The organism is Achromobacter veterisilvae, from assembly GCF_900496975.1.
Classification (GTDB): Bacteria; Pseudomonadota; Gammaproteobacteria; order Burkholderiales; family Burkholderiaceae_B; genus Achromobacter; species Achromobacter veterisilvae.
On the sequence record NZ_UFQC01000035.1, the window covers coordinates 1 to 15,697 of the forward strand.

The 15,697-nt window shown below is 66.7% G+C and carries 17 protein-coding genes; 6 read left to right on the forward strand and 11 right to left on the reverse strand.

The features are described 5' to 3' along the window. The 11 genes from ccmD to AVE30378_RS25070 form a co-directional block, all read right to left on the reverse strand. Positions 1 to 159 (reverse strand): heme exporter protein CcmD (gene ccmD, locus AVE30378_RS25020; RefSeq protein ID WP_129244679.1); only part of this gene is annotated, 159 nt, incomplete at its 3' end. Beyond that, positions 156 to 941 carry a heme ABC transporter permease CcmC gene (gene ccmC, locus AVE30378_RS25025; protein ID WP_129244681.1) on the reverse strand — a complete coding sequence of 262 codons (786 nt, stop codon included), beginning with the start codon at positions 939 to 941 and terminating at the stop codon, positions 156 to 158. The genes ccmD and ccmC, both read right to left, overlap by 4 nt. Before the next feature lie 7 nt (positions 942 to 948). Further along, the gene (gene ccmB / locus AVE30378_RS25030; RefSeq protein WP_129244683.1) at positions 949 to 1,614 is read right to left on the reverse strand and encodes a heme exporter protein CcmB; all 666 of its coding nucleotides are present in this window, start codon (positions 1,612 to 1,614) and stop codon (positions 949 to 951) included. Continuing rightward, positions 1,580 to 2,257, reverse strand: a complete 678-nt coding sequence (ccmA, locus tag AVE30378_RS25035; RefSeq protein ID WP_129244685.1) for a heme ABC exporter ATP-binding protein CcmA — start codon at positions 2,255 to 2,257, stop codon at positions 1,580 to 1,582. The genes ccmB and ccmA overlap by 35 nt, the downstream gene beginning before the upstream one ends. Continuing rightward, positions 2,244 to 2,882 (reverse strand): cytochrome c3 family protein, encoded by a 639-nt coding sequence (locus AVE30378_RS25040; protein WP_129244687.1) that lies wholly within the window; start codon positions 2,880 to 2,882, stop codon positions 2,244 to 2,246. Before AVE30378_RS25040 ends, ccmA begins: the two co-directional genes overlap by 14 nt. 16 nt (positions 2,883 to 2,898) lie before the next feature. Continuing rightward, complete coding sequence (locus tag AVE30378_RS25045) at positions 2,899 to 3,375, reverse strand: nitrate reductase cytochrome c-type subunit (RefSeq protein ID WP_129244689.1); 477 nt, start codon at positions 3,373 to 3,375, stop codon at positions 2,899 to 2,901. Between the two features lie 20 nt (positions 3,376 to 3,395). Then, positions 3,396 to 5,891: a periplasmic nitrate reductase subunit alpha gene (gene napA, locus AVE30378_RS25050; RefSeq protein WP_129244691.1), complete on the reverse strand. Its 2,496-nt coding sequence runs from the start codon at positions 5,889 to 5,891 to the stop codon at positions 3,396 to 3,398. Beyond that, a complete protein-coding gene (locus AVE30378_RS25055) occupies positions 5,875 to 6,192 on the reverse strand; it encodes a chaperone NapD (protein ID WP_129244693.1) in 318 nt (105 codons plus the stop codon). The genes napA and AVE30378_RS25055 overlap by 17 nt, the downstream gene beginning before the upstream one ends. 23 nt (positions 6,193 to 6,215) lie before the next feature. Further along, positions 6,216 to 6,374, reverse strand: coding sequence for a periplasmic nitrate reductase, NapE protein (napE, locus tag AVE30378_RS25060; protein WP_129244695.1), 159 nt, complete (start codon positions 6,372 to 6,374; stop codon positions 6,216 to 6,218). A 204-nt stretch (positions 6,375 to 6,578) separates the two neighbouring features. Beyond that, complete coding sequence (locus AVE30378_RS25065; protein ID WP_244235141.1) at positions 6,579 to 7,433, reverse strand: beta-keto acid cleavage family enzyme; 855 nt, start codon at positions 7,431 to 7,433, stop codon at positions 6,579 to 6,581. A 35-nt stretch (positions 7,434 to 7,468) separates the two neighbouring features. Then, complete coding sequence (locus AVE30378_RS25070; RefSeq protein ID WP_129244699.1) at positions 7,469 to 8,431, reverse strand: 3-hydroxyacyl-CoA dehydrogenase family protein; 963 nt, start codon at positions 8,429 to 8,431, stop codon at positions 7,469 to 7,471. A 120-nt stretch (positions 8,432 to 8,551) separates the two neighbouring features. Between AVE30378_RS25070 and AVE30378_RS25075 the strand changes: the two genes are divergently transcribed. The 6 genes from AVE30378_RS25075 (at position 8,552) to AVE30378_RS25100 (ending at position 15,680) form a co-directional block, all read left to right on the forward strand. Beyond that, complete coding sequence (locus AVE30378_RS25075; RefSeq protein ID WP_129244701.1) at positions 8,552 to 9,460, forward strand: LysR family transcriptional regulator; 909 nt, start codon at positions 8,552 to 8,554, stop codon at positions 9,458 to 9,460. A 269-nt stretch (positions 9,461 to 9,729) separates the two neighbouring features. Beyond that, on the forward strand, positions 9,730 to 11,274 hold the full coding sequence (locus AVE30378_RS25080) for an ABC transporter substrate-binding protein (protein ID WP_129244703.1): 1,545 nt from the start codon (positions 9,730 to 9,732) through the stop codon (positions 11,272 to 11,274). A gap of 59 nt (positions 11,275 to 11,333) precedes the next feature. Next, entirely contained in the window at positions 11,334 to 12,278 is a 945-nt protein-coding gene (locus tag AVE30378_RS25085; RefSeq protein WP_129244705.1) for an ABC transporter permease, read from the forward strand. Beyond that, positions 12,275 to 13,147, forward strand: a complete 873-nt coding sequence (locus AVE30378_RS25090; protein ID WP_129244707.1) for an ABC transporter permease — start codon at positions 12,275 to 12,277, stop codon at positions 13,145 to 13,147. The genes AVE30378_RS25085 and AVE30378_RS25090 overlap by 4 nt, the downstream gene beginning before the upstream one ends. Further along, positions 13,147 to 14,817, forward strand: coding sequence for a dipeptide ABC transporter ATP-binding protein (locus AVE30378_RS25095; protein WP_425265793.1), 1,671 nt, complete (start codon positions 13,147 to 13,149; stop codon positions 14,815 to 14,817). Before AVE30378_RS25090 ends, AVE30378_RS25095 begins: the two co-directional genes overlap by 1 nt. Continuing rightward, on the forward strand, positions 14,814 to 15,680 hold the full coding sequence (locus AVE30378_RS25100) for a carbon-nitrogen hydrolase family protein (RefSeq protein ID WP_129244711.1): 867 nt from the start codon (positions 14,814 to 14,816) through the stop codon (positions 15,678 to 15,680). Before AVE30378_RS25095 ends, AVE30378_RS25100 begins: the two co-directional genes overlap by 4 nt. Positions 15,681 to 15,697: the final 17 nt, after the last annotated feature.

Genomic DNA, 15,697 nt, shown 5'->3' on the forward strand with positions numbered 1-15,697 from the left:
GGCGCCGTCGCCGGGCCGCGGGTCCTGCGCCGCCCGCCGGGCGCGGGCGCGCCGCCACAGTACGAAGGACTCCAGCCCGATCAGCGCCAGCGTCACCCCGTAGGCGCCCAGCAGGTAGGGACCGTGGCCCTGCATCGAGAACAGCGCATCCCAGCTCATCGCGCCTCCCGCGGGGTTCGCGCGCGCGCGGCGCCCGGCTCGCGCTCGGCGATGATGTCGCGCACCCGCGCCAGCGCCGCCGCCGCGCTGTAGAGCCAGAACGCCGCCACCATCAGCAGCATCGCCGCCACCATGATGTTCGCCATGCTGGGCGCGGCGGTGAGGTTGATGGAGGCGCCCTGGTGCAGGGTGTTCCACCAGCGCACCGAGAAATAGATGATGGGCACGTTGATCACGCCGGCCAGCAGCAGGATGGCGCCGCCGCGGTCGGCCCGCTGCGTATCTTCCGTGGCGGCCTGCAAGGCCATGAAGCCCAGATACAGGAAGAGCAGGATCAGTTCCGAAGTCAGCCGCGCGTCCCAGACCCACCACGCGCCCCAGGTCGGCTTGCCCCACAGCGCGCCGGTCCACAGCGTCAGGAACGTGAACAGCGCGCCGGTGGGCGCCAGCGCCCGCATCATCATGAACGACAGGCGGGTGTGGAAGACCAGCCCCAGCGCGGCATACAGGGCCATGACCAGGTACAGGAACATCGACATCCAGGCCGCCGCCACGTGGATGAAGAGAATGCGGTAGACCTCGCCCTGCTGGCTGTCGGTGGGCGCCACGGCCAGCCCCACGTACAGCCCCGCGCAGGCCAGCAGCGCGGCGGCCAGCGCCAGCCACGGGATCAGCCGGCCGGCCAGGGGGTAGAACAGCGCGGGCGAGGCATAGCGCAGCCAGCCGCCGCCGGCCGCGGAAGCCGCGGGCGCGATGGAGTCCAGGGTGGGGTGCTTGTGCATGGCGTCCTCAGTCCAGCGCCACGCGCAGCGCCGCCGAGGCGCTCCAGGGGCACAGCAGGATGGCCAGGCACAGGCACGCGCCCAGTAGCGACAGTTGCGGCCCGGCGCCCATGCCCGCGTGCGCGGCCGATACCGCGCCCGCGCCGAAGATCAGGACCGGCACGTACAGGGGCAGCACCAGCAGCGGCAGCAGGGCGCCGCCGCGCAGCCCCAGCGTCAGCGCCGCGCCCAGCCCGCCCACCAGCGCCAGCGTGGGGGTGCCCAGCAGCAGCGACAGCGCGAGGATGCCGATGGCTTGCGGCGACAGGCCGAATTGCAGCGCCAGCACCGGGCTGGCCAGGATCAGCGGCAGGCAGCTACTGAACCAGTGCGCCGCCAGCTTGGCGCCCACCAGCAGCGGCAGCGGGTGCGGCGACACCAGCAGTTGCTCCAGCGCGCCGTTGTCGTAGTCCTGCGCGAACGGGCGGTTCAAGGTCAGCAGGACGCCCAGCAGGGCGCAGACCCACAGCACGCCCGGCCCGATCGCGGCGAGCAGCGCCGGGTCGGGCCCGACCGCCAGCGGGAACATCGTGCCCGCCACGACAAAGAACAGGGTGGCGCCCAGCGTGTCCGCCGGCCGTCTCCAGGCCAGCCGGATTTCACGCAACGCCAACTGCGACAGCGTAGCCAGCATCCGCGTAGTCATCCATGTCCAGGGTTTGGGTGTGGGCGGCGGCCGTGCCCGGCACGCGGTGCGACGCCAACACGGCGGCGCCGCCGGCGCCCAGGTGGGCGTCCAGCGCCGCGCGCAGTTGCTCCAGGCTCACGGCGTCCAGCCCGGCGTCGGGCTCGTCCAGCAGCCACAGGGGCTTGCCGCCCAGCACGACCGCCGCGAGCGCCAGCCGCCGGCTCTGTCCCTGGGACAGGCGCAGGGCCGGGACATCGGCGCAGCGGTCCAGGCGCCAGTCGCGCAGCGTTGCCGCGATGCGCGTTTGCGGCTGGGGCGTGCCGGCCACGTGCAGGGCGCAGCGCAGGTTCTCGGCGGCGCTCAGTTCGCCGCACAGGCCGTTGCCGTGCGCCAGGAACGCCATGCGGGCGAAGTATTCCGAGGGGTTGCGGCGTGCGTCCGCGCCGTGCCAGAGCACGCTGCCCGACAGCGGCCGCAGCAGGCCGGCCAGCATGCGCAGCAGGCTGGTCTTGCCGCTGCCGTTGGCGCCGCGCACGTGCAGCAGTTGCCCGGCGTGCAGTTCGAAATCCACCGGCGCCGGCTGGCCGCCGCGGCGGCTGACGAGGCCGCGCGCGGACAGGACGGGCGGCGGCGCGTCAGCGGGACGCATGCGCGGCCTCTTTGCCGGTCCCCGCCGGTTCCGGCGCCAGCGAGGTCTGGCCGGGCGGTATGTTGGGCAGCTTGTGGGCGATGCCCTTGTGGCAGTCGATGCAGGTCTTGCTCTTGTCGGCCAGGTAGGTGGAATGCATGTTCTGCGCGCGCACGCTCTGGCGCGTGAAGTCCATGTAGTCGTAGTTGTGGCAGTTGCGGCATTCCAGCGAATCGTTGGCCTTGAAACGGGCCCATTCGTGCCGGGCCAGTTCCAGGCGCTTGTCCACGAATTTTTCGCGCGTGTCGATGGTGCCGAAGATCTTGCCCCACACTTCCTTGGACGCCTGCATCTTGCGGGCGATCTTGTCGGTCCAGTTGTGCGGCACGTGGCAGTCCGAGCACAGCGCCCGCACGCCCGAGCGGTTGGTGAAGTGGATGGTGCCCTTCAGTTCGGCGTACACGTTGTCGCGCATCTCGTGGCAGCCCGTGCAGAACTTCTCGGTATTGGTGAGCTCCATGGCGGTGTTGAAGGCGCCCCAGAACAGGATGCCGCCGATGAACCCGCCCACCGTCAGGAAGCCCAGGCTGAAGTGCACGCTGGGCCGGCGGATGATGTTCCAGTAGCGCTTGATGAGTTCGACCATGGCTGCCTCCGGTGCCTTACTTCTTGTCGGACGCCGGAGCGGTCAGGCGCTTGAGGATCACGTCGATGTCCTGGTAGGTGTTGGTCACCAGCGGCTTGGCCTCGGCCTGGGGCACGTGGCACTGCACGCAGAAGTAGCGGCGCGGCGATACCTCCGCCAGCACGTTGCTGTCGCGGTCCATGTAGTGGGTCACGCTAAGCGGCGGCGCCTGGGTTTCCTCGGTGTTGACCCGCGCATGACAGGCCAGGCAGCGGTTGAAGTTCTTGTCGATCTGGTAGCCGTCGATCTTGTGCGGGATGGTGGGCGGCTGCATCGAATACGTGCGCATCCGCTTGATGTCCTTGTTTTCGACCGGGCTGATGAGCGGCGGATCGGTCTCCTCGGCCACGGGCGTGGGGCCGCGCATCGGGTCTTCCACTTCCAGCGGCGGCGCCGCCCACGCGGCGGAACCGAGGACGGCACACAAGGCGAAGGTGAGGGCGCGTAGGTTCATGGCTGTCTCCGGTTCGCCTTTCAGACCTTGACGATCTTGACCGCGCACTTCTTGAAGTCGGTCTGGAACGAGATGGGGTCGGTGGCGTCCAGCGTGACCTTGTTGATCAACTGGCCGGCGTCGAACCAGGGCACGAAGACCAGGCCGCGCGGCGGCTTGTCGCGTCCGCGCGTTTCCAGGCGCGTGCGCATCTTGCCGCGCCGCGACACGATTTCGACCTCGACGCCGCGCCGCAGGCCCATTTCCTGCGCGTCGTCCGGATGCATGAAACAGACCGCGTTGGGGAAGGCCTTGTACAGCTCCGGCACGCGCCGCGTCATGGAGCCGGAGTGCCAGTGCTCCAGCACGCGCCCGGTCGACAGCCAGAACGGATATTCCTTGTCCGGCGATTCGGCGGGCGGCTCGTAGGGCAGGGCGTAGATGATGGCGCGGCCGTCCGGGTTGCCGTAGAACTCGAAGCCGGTGCCCGGCTTCACATAGGGGTCGCTGCCCTCGCGGTAGCGCCACAGCGTTTCCTTGCCCTTGACCACCGGCCAGCGCAGGCCGCGGACCTCGTGGTACGTATCGAAGGGCGCCAGGTCGTGGCCGTGGCCGCGGCCGAATTCGGCGTATTCCTCGAACAACCCCTTCTGCGCATAAAAGCCGAAGGCGTCGGATTCCTGGTTGGCGTAGTCCTTGTCGCGCTCGGTGTTCGGATACCGGTTGACCTTGCCGTTGGCGAACAGCACGTCGAACAGCGTCTTGTCGCGATACTCGGGCTTCTTGGCCAGCAGGTCGGCGGGCCAGACTTCCTCGACCTTGAAGCGCTTGGAGAATTCCATCAATTGCCACAGGTCGGAGCGGGCCTGGCCGGGCGCGTCGACCAGTTGGTGCCAGAACTGGGTGCGGCGTTCCGCGTTGCCGTAGGCGCCTTCCTTTTCGACCCACATCGCCGCCGGCAGGATCAGGTCGGCGGAGATGGTCGTGACCGTGGGATAGGCGTCCGACACCACGATGAAGTTCTCGGGGTTGCGGTAGCCGGGCAGGCCTTCGTTCATCAGGTTGGCGGCGGCCTGCATATTGTTGTTGACCATCACCCAGTAGGCGTTGATCTGGCCGTCCTTGAGCATGCGGTTCTGCAGCACGGCGTGCGCGCCCACCTTGCCGGGGATGGTGCCGTCGGGCAACTGCCACAGTTCTTCGGCGTGGGCGCGGTGCTTGGGATTGGTCACCACCAGGTCGGCCGGCAGCCGGTGCGAGAACGTGCCCACTTCGCGGGCGGTGCCACAGGCCGAGGGCTGGCCCGTCAGCGAGAACGGGCTGTTGCCCGGCGTGGAGATCTTGCCCGTCAGCAGGTGGATGTTGTAGACCATGTTGTTGGCCCACACGCCGCGCGTGTGCTGGTTGAAGCCCATGGTCCAGAAGGACGTGACGCGCACCTTCGGATCGGCGTAAAGCTCGGCCAGGTCCTGCAACTGCTTCTTGGGCACGCCGCTCAGTTTGGACGTGTAGTCCAGGTCGTACTTGGAGACGAACTTGGCGAACTCGTCGTAGGTGATGGGACGCGAGCCGCCGGCCTTGTCGGCGTTCTTGGCGGCCTTCTGCAAGGGATGGTCGGGGCGCAGCCCGTAGCCGATGTCCGCGTTGCCTTCGTGGAACACCGTGTGCTTGTCCACGAAGTCGCGGTTCACGCGCTTGGTCTGGATGATGTGGTTGGCGATGTAGTTCAGGATCGCCAGGTCGGTCTGCGGGGTGAAGGTCAGGGTCAGGTCGGCCAGCTCGTACGAGCGGTGCTCGAACGTGGAGAGCACGGCCACCTTGGTCTTGGGCGCGGACAGGCGGCGGTCGGTGACGCGGGTCCAGAGGATGGGGTGCATCTCCGCCATGTTCGAGCCCCACAGCACGAAGGCGTCGGCGTTCTCGATGTCGTCATAACAGCCCATGGGTTCGTCGGCGCCGAAGGTGCGCATGAAGCCCACCGCGGCCGAGGCCATACAGTGCCGCGCGTTCGGGTCCAGGTTGTTGGACCGGAAGCCTGCCTTCATCAGCTTGAGCGCGGCGTAGCCTTCCCAGACCGTCCATTGCCCCGAGCCGAACATGCCCACGGCTTCCGGGCCCTTGTCCTTGAGCACCCGCTTGAACTGCTCGGCCATGACGTCGAAGGCCTGGTCCCAGGACACCGGCGCGAACTCGCCGTCCTTGGCGTACTTGCCGTCCTTCATGCGCAAAAGCGGCTGGGTCAGCCGGTCGTTGCCGTACATGATCTTGGACAGGAAATAGCCCTTGACGCAGTTCAGCCCCTTGTTCACCTCGGCGTTGAAATCGCCGTGCGTGGCCACGACCTGGTTGTCCTTCACCGCGACGTTCACGCCGCAGCCGGTCCCGCAGAACCTACAGGGCGCCTTGGACCACTTCAGCTTGGCGGCCTCGGATTCGGTGACGATGTTCTGCGTGTAGCCGACGATGGGAATGCCGGCCACGGTGGCGGCCGCCGCGGCGGCGGATTGCTTGATGAAGTCTCTACGAGCCATTGCCATCGTCAATCTCCTCGTTCATCGCTTCCAGCGTGTCGGCGTGCTGGTAGACCAGCGCCGAAGCCAGCACGCCATCCAGGCGCTGGATCTCCGAGATCCGGGCCATCATGTCGTCGGTGGAGGGGGCTTCCAGCGTGACCACCAGTTTCCCGGTATCGGAAGCGCCATGGATTTCCGCTCCGGCGATCGCGAGGATCGCCTGGCGGACGTCGGGCAGGCGGCGCGGCGTGGCGTGCACCACCATGCTGGCGATATGCAGCTCTGGCGGCGCCACGGAAGGCGCGGAATGGGGAAGGGCGGACATGGAAGGGGTTCCGTCGCTTCGTATCAGCTACCCGGGGGGCCGGCGAAAAGCTGATAGAACCAGACGATGAAGCCGTAGCCCGCCACGATGATGACCGACAGGACGGGGGCCATGACTGCCGTCAGGAACAGGAAACTCCGAAGTTCCTGCGGCTTGGTGTAGCCATCAGACTCGTTTTGCACACACCACCTCGCTACGACGTTGGGGCATTGCGTTAACGTGCGGATGTCGAAGTTTTTAGCAGATGGGTTTGATCGGCGTCAATGTTGCGGCACGGCGTAAATACGGGATATTTCGCTATATATTCAAGTACATAACGATGCCGGAATGACCGGCGGCCGGACGGAAAATCCGCCGGCCGCCGCAGGGTTTCCGCGGGCGGCGCGCTAGCCGATCGCGCCGTAGATTTGGCGGGCGTCGGCCGCCGTGGCCAGCGGCCGTCCCAAGGCCTGCGCGCCTTGCGCCGCCTGCCGCACCAGCGCCGCATTGCCGGGCGCGAGGCTGCCGTCGCGCAGCTTCAGGTTGTTCTCGAAACCGACGCGCATGTGGCCGCCGAACGCCGCGGCCGTCGCGACGCAGGCGTTTTCCTCGGGGCCGAAGGCGCAGACGGCCCAGGGCAGGGAGTGGTCATACGCGGCCAGGAAGGGCAGCAGGTCGTAGGCCGACGAGGTCTGGCCCGCGCTGTAGCGGCCCAGCACGAACAGCACCGACCACGCGCCGGGCGGCACCAGCCCGCGCTGCCGCAGCGCCTGCCAGCGGCGCACGTCGCCTTCGTCGTACAGGATGATCTGCGTCATGATGCGGCGCTCGGCCAGCCAGGCCAGGAAGGCAGCCAGTTCGGCTTCAGGAATGTCCGGCACGGCGATCTCGCGCAGCCCGATGGAGACGGCCTCGGGCCGCAGCTCGCGCACCAGGGCGATCTGCTCGGCCGCCTGGTAGACGCCGGCGGCCTCGCTGGTCACCTGCACCAGCAATTCATCGCCCACGGCGCCGCGCACGGCGGCCAGCGCGTCGCGGTAGGCCTGCGCGTCCAGCAGGTGGCTGCCGTCGGGCTTGCGCACGTGCATGTGCATCATGGCGGCGCCCGCGTCCAGGCAGGCGCGGGCCTCGCGCGCCAGGGCGGCCGCGGTCAGCGGCACGGCCGGATGGTCGGCGGCCTGTTTATAGGCGCCGTTGGGCGCCACGGTGATGACGACGGGGGAGTCGGCCAGCGCGGCGCGGGCGAGGGGGGCGGTACTCACGGGACTACCTTCGTGGTTGGGGTGGCCCGGCGGGTTCATGGCTGGATCTCCGGCAGTTCCGGCGCGATCAGGTCCAGCCCGGCGCGCAGCAGCCGGTCATAGCGCTCGCGCTCGGCCGCGATGGCCTCGGGCGTCCAGGCGTAGAAGCCTTCGCCGACCTTCATGCCGTGCCGGCCGTCCTGCGCGCGCTCGGTCAGGCAGCGCGCCGGCCGGTCGGAATTGCAGAAGGTGGGGTACATGGTCGCGCCGGCGGCGGCGTGCACGTCGATGCCCGCGTGGTCGCGCTGCATCACGGGGCCGGCCGCCAGGAATCGGAAGCCGAAACCGAAGCGCACGGCCGCGTCCACGTCCTCCGGCGACGCGATGCCGCGGTCGATGAGGTCGAAGGCTTCGCGCGACAGCGCGTGCTGCAATCGGTTGGCGAGAAAGCCGGGCAGGTCCTGGCCCACCTTCACCGGCACGCTGCCGCAGCGCCGCATGAAGGCGATGAGCGTGTCGGCGCAGGCGGAGTCGCTGGCTTCGCCCAGCACCACTTCGACCAGCGGCACCAGGTGCGCCGGCATGAAGAAATGCAGGCCCAGCATGCGGCCGCGCGTGGCCAGGCCCTGGCCGATGGCGCTGATCGGGAAGCTGGAGCTGTTGCTGGCGAGGATGGCGTCCGGCCGGGCGCGCCGTTCCAGGTCCGCGAACAGCGCCTGCTTGATGTCCAGGCGCTCGGGAACGCACTCGATGACCAGGTCCACGCCGGACCAGTCCACCGCGTCCAGGTCCGGCGCCGTGGCCAGCAGGGCCGCGTTGTCCTTGCGGCCGATGGTGTCCAGGTTCCCGGCGACCCGGGCGGGCAGGCCCGCCGCGCGCCCGGCGTCCGGCTCGATCACCGTCGTCCGGCAGGACGCGCGGGTCAAGACCACGGCGACGTCGGCGCCCATCGTGCCGCCGCCCACCACCACCGCGTGCGCCGCGCCCGGATTGGGCAGCGCTTTCGCGTCCGTCTGCATGGTTTGCTCCTTGTCTGAAAACTACGCTGGGGCCGAGTGTAGAGAAGCCGGTTTGATTGATGAATCAGATTTTTTGGATAGAATGATCTTTAAATCAGATCAATGAAAACGGCACGCCCCATGCAGATCAATCTTTCGATGCGCGATATCGACACCACGCTGGTGCTGGGGCGCACGCTGAACTTCCGCCAGGCGGCGGCGCAACTGCACCTGTCGCAATCGGCCCTGTCCACCCAGATACAGCGCATCGAGGACGGCCTGGGCGTGCGCCTCTTCGACCGCACCACGCGCACCGTCCGCCTGACCGCGGCGGGAGAGGTCTTCATGCAGCAGGCCGCGAGCCTGCAGGTGGCGTTCCGCGACGCCGTCGCCGCCGTCAGCGGCATCGTCAACGCGGAACAGGGGCAGGTCTCGGTCGCGGCCTTGCCGTCGGTGGCCGCGCGGCTGCTGCCGCGCGTGCTCATGGCCTATCGCCAGGCCCATCCCCTGGTGGCCCTGAAGGTGCGCGACACCTTGTCGGGGCCGGCCTTCGACCTAGTGCGCGCGGGCGAGGTGGACTTCGCGCTGACGGCCGCCGACCCCCAGCACGCGGACCTGCATTACGTGCCGCTGATGTCCGACAGCTTCCTGCTGCTGATCCCCGAGGCCCATCCCCTGGCCCGCGTCCGCGGGCCGCTGCGCTGGGCGGACACGGCCGACGCCGCGCACGTGTCCATGGTGCAGCCCAGCAGCGTGCGCCAGTACACCGAATGGGCTTTCCTGCAGAACCGCATCCGCTTCTCGCCCGCGTTCGAGGCCGAACACCTGACCACCATCGTCGCCATGGTCGAATGCGGGTTCGGCGTCGCCGCGCTGCCCGAAATCGCCGCCGGCGCCGTGGCGCAGAACGGCATCGTGCAGCGTCCGCTGACCGGTCCGGTGGCCGAACGCTCGATCGGCCTGGTCACCTCGCGCAACCGCAGCCTGTCGCCCGCGGCGGCGGCGCTGGTGCAGGCGCTGAAGGATTACCTGGCGGCGCAGCCCCGCTAGCACCGCGCGCCGGTACACGTTCCAAGGGTTTGTCTGGATGGCGTCTTGCCGCGCCCGCATGTTCTAGTGTGCCCCACAGTGATACAACTGTATTTTTTCTAGGTACATACGAAACATTTGTTTGGTAGTGGACCGTTGCAGGCCGGCACGATGGCGGGCGCCGCGCCAAGCCACCCGACGGCCCTCGGGCCGTCTCCAGACAGTCATTTTGAGCACGACAGGAGAGATTGGTGAAGCCTCTTAGTATTGGCCGTTTAGGCGCATTGGCAATGCTTGCCGGATCGCTGTACGTCACCGCGTCGGTGGCCGAGACAGTGTTGACCGTCGTTCCCCCCGCTCCCCTGCGCGTGCTCGATCCGATCCTCAGCACGGCGCAGATCGTGCGCACGCACGGTTTCATGGTGTTCGACACCTTGCTTGGCATGGACGCCAAGTTTCATCCCCAGCCCCAAATGGCGGACTACACCGTTTCCGACGATCGGATGGTCTATACGCTGAAGCTGCGCGACGGCCTGTCGTGGCACGACGGCACCCCGGTCACCGCCGAGGACTGCGTGGCGTCGCTGAAGCGGTGGGGAGCGAACGACGGCGCCGGCCGGGTGATGATGGAGCACGTCGCCTCGATCGAGGCGACTTCCGCCAGGGAATTGGTCATCACCCTGGCGAAGCCATTCGGGCACGTGCTGGAATTGCTGGCGAAGCCGTCCCCCGTCCCGGCATTCATGATGCCTAAACGCCTGGCGGAAACGCCGGCCGGGCAGCAGATACCCGAAATGATCGGCTCGGGCCCCTTCAAGTTCCTGCCCAAGCAGTTCCGCGCCGGGGACCAGGCCGTCTATGCGAAGAACACCGCTTACGTGCCCCGCGCGGAGCCATCGAGCTGGACGGCCGGCGGCAAGGTGGTGAACGTCGACAAAGTGGTCATGAAGAGCATGCCCGACATGCAGACCACGCTCAACGCCCTGCAGGCCGGGGACGTCGACTTTGTGGAGCAGGTGACCGTCGACCTGCTGCCTCTGCTTGAAGGCAATCCCGACGTAAAGGTCGGCACCCTGGTGACGCTGGGGTCGCAGCTCACGGGACAGTTCAACCATCGCCTGCCCCCGTTCAACAATCCCAAGGTAAGGCGCGCGGCCATCCTGGCGCTCGACCAGAAGCAATTCCTGCAGACCGCCATCGGCGACGCCAACTACTACCAGACATGCCCGTCCGTTTACGGGTGCTCCGTCCCGATGGCTTCCCAGGCCGGGGCCGAGTACCTGGCGGGCACTCCGGAAGAACGGATGGCCAAGGCGAAGGCCGCCTTGAAAGAGTCCGGCTATGACGGCACGCCCGTCATGATCATGCAGCCCAGCGACTTTGCCATCCTGAGCACTCAGGCGATCGTGGCGGCCGAGCGGCTGCGCGAGGCCGGCTTCAAGGTCAATGTGGTCCCGATGGACTGGGGCGCGTTGCAGGCGCGCAAGGACTCCTGGGCGCCCGTGGCGGAGGGCGGCTGGAACATGTTCTTCACGGCGTGGGGCGTCTCCGGCATCTGGAATCCGCTGGTCAATCCGCTGATTGACGGTTCCGGCAAGGACAAAGTCTGGGCGGGCTGGCGCGTCAGTCCGCGCGTGGAGGAACTGCGGGCAAAGTACCTGGTGGCATTGGATCTCGACAGCCAGAAAAAGATCGCCGAGGAAATCCAGCAGATCGCCTGGGATGAAGGGTTCTACTTCAACGGCGGCGAATACCGGTCGGTGAGCGCCTGGCGCAGCAACGTGCAGGGCACCAATGAAGGGCCGTTGAGCCTGTTCTGGAACATCCGCAAGTAATCCCGGCAAGAGGCGCCGCTTGCCGCGGCGCCTCTGCGGATGGGCCGATGGAGTAAATCATGATTTCCTTTTTCCTGCGGCGCGTGCTGGCCTCTGTGCCAGTCATGCTTTTCGTGGCCGTATTCGTCTTCCTGCTGTTGCGCCTGGCCCCCGGGGATCCGGCGCAGATGATTCTGGGCGATCAGGCGACGCCGGATCAGATCGCCGCGATCAGGGAGCATCTCGGATTGAACGAGCCGCTGCCCCGGCAATTCATTCATTGGATTTCCAGCGTCCTGAGCGGCGACTTCGGCACCTCGCTGATCTCGGACCGGCCGGTCATTGAAATGATCGGCCAGCGGCTGGAGCCCACGCTCGCCTTGGCGCTGGTGGCGATCGCACTGACCGTGCTGATTTCCGTTCCCCTGGGCGTGCTGGCCGCATGGCAGCACGGAAAGCTCGTCGACCGGGCGGTGATGGTGTTCTCGGTCGTGTGCTTTTCGGTGCCGATCTTCGTGATCGGCTACATCCTGATCGGCACCTTCGCCGTCCGGATGAACTGGTTTCCCGTGCAGGGCTATCGCCCGATTTCCGCGGGCTTCGGGCAGTTCGCGCACCGTGTCGTCCTTCCCGGGCTGGCGCTGGCGTCGATCTATATCGCGCTGGTGGCCCGCATGACCCGCGCCTCGATGCTCGAAGTCCTGCGCGAGGACTACGTGCGGACCGCGCGCGCAAAGGGCCTGGCCGAATACACGGTTTTGTTCCGGCATGCATTGCGCAACGCGGCCATCCCGATCCTGACCGTGATTGGAACCGGATTCGCCATGATGGTTTCCGGCGTGGTGGTGACCGAGACCGTATTCAATGTTCCTGGACTGGGAAGATTGGTCGTCGACGCCGTGCTGGCCCGCGACTACCCGCTGATCCAGGCGATCATCCTATTAACCGCCGGGACGTATGTCGTCATCAATCTGTTGGTCGACTTGTCTTACGCGATGACCGATCCAAGGATCCGATACCAATGAGCGCGCTTGCAACCATGGCCCCCTCGCGTGGGGGAATCAAACACCGGCTGCTGGAAAATCCGCCCCATTGGACCACGGTGCTGGCGCTGATCGTTCTGGTGCTGGTGGTGATCATGGCGTTTTCCGCGCCCTGGCTGGCGAACTTCGAGCCGACCAAGATCAACCCGGCCCAGCGGCTGAAGCCCGCGTCGGATATCTGGTGGCTGGGCACGGACGCGTTCGGACGGGACCTGTACTCGCGGGTGGTCTACGGCGCCCAGGTGTCGCTGCTCGTGGGCGCGGGCGTCACGATCGGCTCGATCGCCATCGCGCTTCCGCTGGGGCTGCTGGCCGGCTGGTTCCGTTCCGTGGACACGATATTGATGCGGATGATGGACGGCTTGATGGCCATTCCCGGAATCCTGCTGGCGATCGCGGTGGTTGCCTTGATCAAAGGTGGAATCGCGACGGTGATCGTGGCGATCATGCTGCCCGAGATTCCGCAAGTGGTCCGGCTGGTCCGGTCGCGCGTGCTCGCCGCCCGCGCGGAGACCTATGTCGATGCGGCCATTCTGCTCGGGACGCCCAACCTCCGGCTGATACGCCGCCATCTGCTGCCTTCGACCATCGCGCCGTTGGTCGTGCAGGGCACCTACATCTATGCGTCGGCGATCCTGACCGAGGCGGCGCTGTCCTTCCTGGGCGTCGGGATCAGTTCGGAAATTCCCACGTGGGGCAACATCATGGCGGAAGGCCGGGTCTATTTTTCGATGAAGCCCTGGCTGGTCTATTGGCCGGCGGTCGTGCTCTCGCTGTGCATTCTGTCGATCAACCTTCTGGGAGACGCCTTGCGCGACCGCCTGGATCCGAAAATGAAGGGCCGCGCATGATGGCGACGAGCACCGATTCATCCCCCGTCCTGTCCGTGCGCGATCTGCGGGTACAGACCTGCGGCAGGAAGCCCACGGAAATACTCAAGGGTATCTCGTTCGACATCCATCCCGGCGAGACGGTGTGTCTCGTCGGCGAAAGCGGTTCAGGAAAGTCGGTGACTTCGCTCGTCACCATGGACCTGTTGCCCAAGGACGAACTGGAAGTCACGGGCGGAAGCGTATTGCTCAACGGCGAAGACATCATCACCGCCTCGGGCAAGCGCACCCGCGCGCTGCGCGCCTCGACGATGGCGATGATATTCCAGGAGCCCATGACCGCGCTCAACCCGGTCCTGCCGATCGGCCTGCAAATGGACGAGGTGTATTGCGCGCACACCAGGATGCGGCCGGCCGAACGCAAGGCCGCGGCGCTGGCGGCGTTTTCATCCGTCCAGTTGCCGGACCCCGAACGGCTCTATGCAAGCTACCCCCATCAATTGTCCGGGGGCCAGCGCCAGCGAGTCATGATCGCCATGGCCCTGGCGCTGCGGCCCAAGCTCCTGATCGCCGATGAACCGACCACGGCGCTGGACGTCACGACGCAGAAGCAGATTTTGAGCCTGATCCGGAAACTGCAAGCGGAGCAGGGCACCGCCGTGCTCTTCATCACTCACGATATGGGCGTGGTGGTGGACATCGCGGATCGGGTCTGCGTCATGCGCCGCGGAAACCTGGAAGAATCCGGCCCCGTGCAGGACGTGCTGTCCCGGCCGCAGAAGGACTACACGAAAGACCTGCTGCGAGCGGTGCCCTCGCTTGCTCCCAGAGCGGCCCGGCACACCGCGGAAAGCAAGCCGGTGCTTGAAGTCAAGGGGCTGCACAAGCGCTTCGAAATGCGCTCGACCCTGTCGAAGCTGCTGGGCCGGCCAGGGCATGACGTGCATGCCGTGCGCGACGTGAAGTTCGAGCTTTTGCGCGGGCGGACGCTGGGCATCGTGGGGGAAAGCGGTTCGGGAAAATCCACCGTCGCGCGCTGCGTGCTGCGCCTGGAGGATCCTTCCGACGGCCATATCGTGGTCAATGGGCAGGACATCGCGCGCCTGCGCCACAACCGCGAGCTGGCCAAGGCGCGCATGTCGGTGCAAATGGTGTTTCAGGATCCAAACCGTTCGCTCAATCCGCGCTTGCGCATCGTCGAAAGCATGATCGAGGGGCCGCTGAACACCGGCGAAGCCCGGGAAAGCGCCATCGCGCGGGCAGGCGAACTGTTGGAGACGGTCGGACTGCCGCGCAACAGCCTGGATCGCTATCCCCATCAATTCTCGGGCGGCCAGCGGCAGCGTATCGCAATCGCCCGCGCCTTGATGATGAATCCCGACGTGATCGTCGCCGACGAGGCCGTTTCCGCGCTGGACGTCTCCATTCAAGCCCAGGTGCTCGAACTGCTGGCCGACATCCAAAGCCGCAGAAACCTGGCCTTATTGTTCATTACCCACGATCTGAGGGTCGCCGCGCAGATCTGCGACGACATCATGGTCATGCAGCGGGGCCGGGTCGTGGAGCACGGAGCCGCGTCGGAGATTTTTCGGACTCCCCGCGAACAATACACGCGCGATTTGATCAATGCCGCGCCGGGACGCGATTGGGACTTCGCGCACGGCCGGCGCCTCGCGGGAGAATCGATATGATCAGGGCGGCGCTGGTGCAGTTCGAACCTCGGGCGCTGGACCCCGCCGGAAATTTCCGGCGCATGGCGAGCGCGATCGAGGCGGAAGGGAAAGACGCCGATCTGATCGTCTTCCCCGAATTGTCGAACACGGGATACGTCGAGCCGGTCGCGGCGGGGGGCTCCATCGAGGCGAAGGTCCCCGACTTCGGCCTGGCGCTATGGGAAGCGTGCGCCGACCTGCATGGCGAGGAAATACAAGGCCTGTCGGAGCTCGCCGCCAGACACCGCGCCTACCTGGTGCTGGGGCTCGGGCTGCGCGACCCGCAAATGCGGGGCGTGATGCGCAATGCGTCCGTGCTCATCGGGCCGCGGGGCATCGAAGGGGCTTATTTCAAAGTCCATCAATGGCACAACGAAAAACTGTATTTCAAGAAAGGCGATCAGATCGAAACCTGGTCCGGACCCGGATGCCGCCTGGGGATGCAGATCTGCTATGACATCCGCTTTCCGGAGATAACCCGGATCCTGGCGTTGCAGGGCGCCGATGTCGTCACCAACATCTGGGCGTCGTCGGGCGTGGACGGCGCGCCGGTGGCCGACGAGGGATTGTTCATACACCGCGCCTACACCCGGGCCACCGAAAACGGCGTGTTCTTCCTCAGTTGCAATCGCGCGGGAGTGCAGGCGGGGCATCGCTTTTTTGGACGCTCTTGCGCGGTCGCTCCCAATGGGCGGGTCATCGGCGCGCTGGAGCACGACGCGGAAGACGTGCTGCGCGTGGAGATCGACCTGCAAGAGGTGTCGCGGTACCGGGCGTTCACGGGAATATGGACAGACCGGGATCCCGCGCTCTACGCGCGTTATCTCAATGCAGGCCGTTGATCGGCACCAGCCGCCAT

What these genes read in the sequence shown, in the direction of transcription:
- ccmA (WP_129244685.1), bottom strand. Translation starts at nt 2,257, where the DNA reads ATGCGTCCCGCTGACGCGCCGCCGCCCGTCCTGTCCGCGCGCGGCCTC.
- AVE30378_RS25040 (WP_129244687.1), bottom strand. Translation starts at nt 2,882, where the DNA reads ATGGTCGAACTCATCAAGCGCTACTGGAACATCATCCGCCGGCCCAGC.
- ccmB (WP_129244683.1), bottom strand. Translation starts at nt 1,614, where the DNA reads ATGCTGGCTACGCTGTCGCAGTTGGCGTTGCGTGAAATCCGGCTGGCC.
- AVE30378_RS25055 (WP_129244693.1), bottom strand. Translation starts at nt 6,192, where the DNA reads ATGTCCGCCCTTCCCCATTCCGCGCCTTCCGTGGCGCCGCCAGAGCTG.
- AVE30378_RS25045 (WP_129244689.1), bottom strand. Translation starts at nt 3,375, where the DNA reads ATGAACCTACGCGCCCTCACCTTCGCCTTGTGTGCCGTCCTCGGTTCC.
- AVE30378_RS25100 (WP_129244711.1), top strand. Translation starts at nt 14,814, where the DNA reads ATGATCAGGGCGGCGCTGGTGCAGTTCGAACCTCGGGCGCTGGACCCC.
- AVE30378_RS25070 (WP_129244699.1), bottom strand. Translation starts at nt 8,431, where the DNA reads ATGCAGACGGACGCGAAAGCGCTGCCCAATCCGGGCGCGGCGCACGCG.
- AVE30378_RS25090 (WP_129244707.1), top strand. Translation starts at nt 12,275, where the DNA reads ATGAGCGCGCTTGCAACCATGGCCCCCTCGCGTGGGGGAATCAAACAC.
- AVE30378_RS25080 (WP_129244703.1), top strand. Translation starts at nt 9,730, where the DNA reads ATGCTTGCCGGATCGCTGTACGTCACCGCGTCGGTGGCCGAGACAGTG.
- napA (WP_129244691.1), bottom strand. Translation starts at nt 5,891, where the DNA reads ATGGCAATGGCTCGTAGAGACTTCATCAAGCAATCCGCCGCCGCGGCG.
- AVE30378_RS25075 (WP_129244701.1), top strand. Translation starts at nt 8,552, where the DNA reads ATGCAGATCAATCTTTCGATGCGCGATATCGACACCACGCTGGTGCTG.
- ccmC (WP_129244681.1), bottom strand. Translation starts at nt 941, where the DNA reads ATGCACAAGCACCCCACCCTGGACTCCATCGCGCCCGCGGCTTCCGCG.
- AVE30378_RS25085 (WP_129244705.1), top strand. Translation starts at nt 11,334, where the DNA reads ATGATTTCCTTTTTCCTGCGGCGCGTGCTGGCCTCTGTGCCAGTCATG.
- AVE30378_RS25095 (WP_425265793.1), top strand. Translation starts at nt 13,147, where the DNA reads ATGGCGACGAGCACCGATTCATCCCCCGTCCTGTCCGTGCGCGATCTG.